A 2991-nucleotide genomic window follows, 5' to 3' on the forward strand; every position below is an offset into this window, starting at 1 on the left:
ATTTAATGTATTGCCATTACCATCAACGGTAGCACTTGCGCCATTGGCAAGAGTAATAGTGGCGTTTGAGAGAGCTATGCTTGCACCAGAGCCGCTGATTGTATCCGTTATTGCTCCAGTATTGGAGCCATTGATAACTTGCTCATTTTGCACGCTTCCGCCAGTGTAATTTTTAATATCAACCGTTGCACTATTTTGACTAAGTGTATCTGATGCTGTTGCAATGATCTGCCCGGATGAATTGGTTTGAGATACGCCAATGACTTCAACCGATCCAATAGTGGTAACCGTTACTGATGAGTTGATTGGCGCATTTGATACAAGAGAAGCGGCGCTGACGTTATTATAGGAATTGAGTAGCTTATCAAAGTTTTGCGTACCATTGATAATGCTGTTGGTAATACTTTGTTTAATAGCATCGTAATCAGTGCTACTAGACGTATATCCAGCCGCAGCACCGGCCACCAAAGCCGATCCAGCTATAAGCACAACCGGTCCAAGGCCTACAGCAGTTATTCCAACGCCAACTGCCAAAACTAGTGCGCCAGATACCGATGCATCCAATGTGGCGGAGGTGATTGCTGCCGCTTGAATCTGCCCAGCCGTGTAATGGTTGACATTATTTGCCGAGATTTCACTATAAGAGGTTGCATAACTTAAGGCAAAAGTGGATAAGAAGTTTCCTTTGGTAATAAAGGCTGGGGCACCATTAATCATCTGCCCAACCATGGACTCTGCCATGGCAAATCCTGAGTTAAAGGTGGCTTCTTGTACTGTAGCTGGCATAGTTATTTCCTATAAATATAGAGTTGAGAAAAGAAAGAGGCAAAAAAAATGGCGTTACCCAAAATAAACAGATTGATGTACTGAAGATTAATAATGCCCATCCCCATAGTTTCGAAGTACTCCTTCACCAAAACAAAGTCAAATAGGAGAAGGGGGATGCAAACTAATACCAGTTTCCAGCCAGATTTTTTGTCCGGATGTAATTTGTAGTAAGCAAGAGCTTTATTGATAAAAAGCTTAAGGGAATACGTCTCCTTAATAAATAAGAGCGCATTAAAAACCATTGCACTGAGCATTAAGATAAAAATCTGCTTGGTGAATAAGGATGGCGTCAGGTATGCAAAAACCAGCAAGGAGCAGCTAATGATCGACGAAATCGTGATTGAGAAAATTATCTTCTGGCATGATTCATTGGCGAACTCCCTTAGCCCAAAAAATAAAATAAAAGGAATCACTGGATATGCGTAGTAACACATTGGGGCAATAGGGGGTGTGGTTGCTAATCCCAAAATTACTGCGATCGTGTACTCATTACGTATGTAAAAATTTTTAACCATGGGGGCAGCCTTTGACAATTAACTAAATAAAGCGGACCAGCTCAAGTGCGCTCCAAGGTAGCAAGAGCCCATTATCATTTACCCCCCCCCATTACGATCCATACGTGTTTACCCTTATGGCTGGCATTATTCTTTTTCCTTGGTAAGTAGTGGAGAGAAACGGGGGATTCGAACCCTCGATACTTTTGCAAATATGCCGGTTTAGTAGACCGGTGCCTTCAGCCGCTCGGCCACGTTTCCTATTTGTTTGTACTCCTGCAGCAGAAAAAGCAAGAGCCCCCGAGGAGGCTCTGCACCTGACAGTCGAAACCATCAGGGTAGTGCTGTAAATATTATCACAAGCGTTAATGGGCGTCCGAGTTTGGGCGGGAGGGTCCAAAAATTCTCCCGTTGATTTTCGTGCGCATTAAGTAAAAAATAGCTGCTTTGCGTGAATCACGCTATTTAACTGTTCGGCATGAGTTAGGTTCATAAATTCATGGCGTGCCCAGACGATGCTTGCGGCAATATCAACAAATTGCAATGCCAGTGAATTCTTACTCTCAAAAGGAGTGGTTATTAATTGAGTTTGAGCACCAACAATGGCAAGTTCTGTGCGCAAATAGTCATGTAGCGAATGTTTTAGTTCGGCGCTGATGGATCTGGCGTCGGGTATGAAGTCAACCTTTGGATGCTGTTTTAAGACATCTATCAAGAGCAATTTCACCATGTAGTTGTAGAGGCCGTTTGGATGATCTTTGAACGCCTGGTTGACGCGTTCCTTTGAAACGGTTATGGCAAAAAATTCTATGCTTGAGTGAACCTCTTTTATCTCAACTATTTTCCGTGCAAATTGGGCGCGCTCTTTACTGCTTAGGTGAATGGATTTCAGTTCACTTGAAAGTTTTCTGCCTCTAGCCTTATAAAGACCTCTGACAGCCCTCTCAAGTTGCGCTATTTGCGAAGTGTCTAAAACTGCTGCGACTAGAGTCAGGTATCGACTTGAACCACCTTTTTGATAGGGGGCGTCAAATTTCCAGCCTAGGTCTCCACTTTCGTCTAGATAAATTATCGTTGTCATAAAGAGAAAAAGCCCTTTACAGGGCTTTTAAGAAAAGGTGCGGTACCCAAACTTGACGCGTTTACAACGCGCTTACGATGATGGCGACATTTTTCGCAAGCTAATTGGGTGTTTGATTACTTATACCGCCTCGCCACTTCCTTGTTTATAGCGCATCATGCGCCAAATGTCAAATTTATGCATCTATGCGCCGGATGCTAGAGAGAGGGGGCCATTAATTTGCTGACTATAAACTGGAAAGATATCCCAAGCGTGACGCCAGTCGGATCACCCCCGCTATGCAGTGATTGACCCATGGGGGTAATGATACAGCTTTAGTGCCTGCTCGACTTTTAGTTGATAATTGTTGTATCAATAGCCGTTATCAAGGCTAAACAAATCAAACACTTAGCGACACCGTAGAGATGTTTTTATGATACAGTCCTCCACAACTAACCATTTGATTTAACAAAGTAATTGCGCCGACAGTTAACTTGGCTACGAACCAAGGGGTCGTGGGTTCAATTCCTGCCAGCCGCACCAACCTATATAGCTCAGCGGGCGATGCCCTTTTGAGTTTGTATCATAGAAGTACTTTTGTATCATAGA

At 43.4% G+C, this 2991-nt stretch carries 3 protein-coding genes and 1 tRNA gene; all 4 read right to left on the minus strand.

The window, feature by feature from the left end; translation table 11 throughout:
- The coding region (locus ICN48_RS13705) for a hypothetical protein (RefSeq protein ID WP_216154241.1) at positions 1-786 on the minus strand (786 nt) is incomplete at its 3' end.
- Between the two features lie 2 nt (positions 787-788).
- Positions 789-1343 carry a hypothetical protein gene (locus tag ICN48_RS13710; protein ID WP_216154242.1) on the minus strand — a complete coding sequence of 185 codons (555 nt, stop codon included), beginning with the start codon at positions 1341-1343 and terminating at the stop codon, positions 789-791.
- A 150-nt stretch (positions 1344-1493) separates the two neighbouring features.
- Positions 1494-1583, minus strand: a tRNA-Ser gene (locus ICN48_RS13715).
- Between the two features lie 166 nt (positions 1584-1749).
- Positions 1750-2403 (minus strand): DUF3800 domain-containing protein, encoded by a 654-nt coding sequence (locus ICN48_RS13720; RefSeq protein ID WP_216154243.1) that lies wholly within the window; start codon positions 2401-2403, stop codon positions 1750-1752.
- Between the last annotated feature and the right edge of the window lie 588 nt (positions 2404-2991).

Origin of the sequence: Polynucleobacter sp. JS-Safj-400b-B2 (assembly GCF_018881975.1) — a bacterium.
Classification (GTDB): domain Bacteria; phylum Pseudomonadota; class Gammaproteobacteria; order Burkholderiales; family Burkholderiaceae; genus Polynucleobacter.

Bases quoted from the DNA above. Each gene is read 5' to 3' on its own strand.
- ICN48_RS13720 (WP_216154243.1), bottom strand. From the start codon at position 2,403: ATGACAACGATAATTTATCTAGACGAAAGTGGAGACCTAGGCTGGAAA.
- ICN48_RS13710 (WP_216154242.1), bottom strand. From the start codon at position 1,343: ATGGTTAAAAATTTTTACATACGTAATGAGTACACGATCGCAGTAATT.